Source organism: Massilia pseudoviolaceinigra, from assembly GCF_030846505.1.
Classification (GTDB): domain Bacteria; phylum Pseudomonadota; class Gammaproteobacteria; order Burkholderiales; family Burkholderiaceae_D; genus Telluria_A; species Telluria_A violaceinigra.
This window is the reverse complement of sequence record NZ_JAVCWL010000120.1, coordinates 1-869: the sequence shown is the minus strand read 5'-3', so window position 1 is coordinate 869 and position 869 is coordinate 1. Positions and strand designations below refer to the sequence as shown.

Annotated in this window: 1 protein-coding gene; it reads right to left on the bottom strand. The window is 61.2% G+C overall.

The window, feature by feature from the left end:
- Window positions 1–636, bottom strand: a 636-nt coding sequence (locus tag RBA40_RS33355) for a flagellin N-terminal helical domain-containing protein (protein WP_306653205.1), incomplete at its 3' end; no start/stop codon positions are given.
- Window positions 637–869 lie beyond the last annotated feature (233 nt).

The window sequence follows — 869 nt, the reverse complement described above, 5'->3', positions numbered from 1 at the left end:
ACGCACGGTGCCGATCGAGGCCAGCGCGGTCGAGAGCAGGTCGATGGTGGCGTTGGCGGTGGCGGTCAGTTCGGTGCCTGGGGTGCCCGGCACGGTGTAGGTGCCGCTGGTGGCGCCGATGGCGGTGTTCAGGGCGGTCACGTCGGTGGCCAGGTTGACCGTCATTTTTTCACTGGTGCTCGAACCGATCTGGAACGTCATCGAGGAAGCGATGGTGCCGCCGATCAGCAGCTTGGCGCCACCGAAGGTGGTGTTGGTCATCACGTTGCTCAGTTCCTTGCCGAGGGCGTCGTACTCTGCCTGCATGGCGGTCTTGTCGGCAGTGGTCGAGGAGGCGTCCGCTGCTTGCGTGGCCAGATCCTTCATGCGCACCACCATGTTGCTCACTTCGTCGAGCGCGCCTTCAGCGGTCTGCAGCATCGAGGTCGAATTCTGGGTGTTGCGCATGGCAACGGCCATGCCGCTGGTCTGGGCTTTGAGGCGGGTGGCGATCTGCAGGCCGGCGGCGTCGTCCATCGACGAATTGATGCGGTAGCCGGTCGACAGGCGGGTCATCGAGGTCGACAGGCTGCCCTGGGTGCGGTTGATCGAGTTTTGCGCGGACAGGGCAGCGTTGTTTGTGTGAAGGCTCAGCATGGTCTAACTCCTGGGGTTGGGTGGTTGCTTCTCGGAGCCGCACTGGTGTCGCGCTCTCATCAATACAAGGCGACACTTTGATCTGGATCATTAAGTGCCACATGGAAATATATTCGAAATAAATTTGCGTGTTGTCGCTATGGATATCTTGCAGCGCGGATGGACGAAAAAAAACCAGCCGGGGGACGGCTGGTTTTCGTGGCAACCCGGCGGCTGCGCCGGGCATCCTTGAT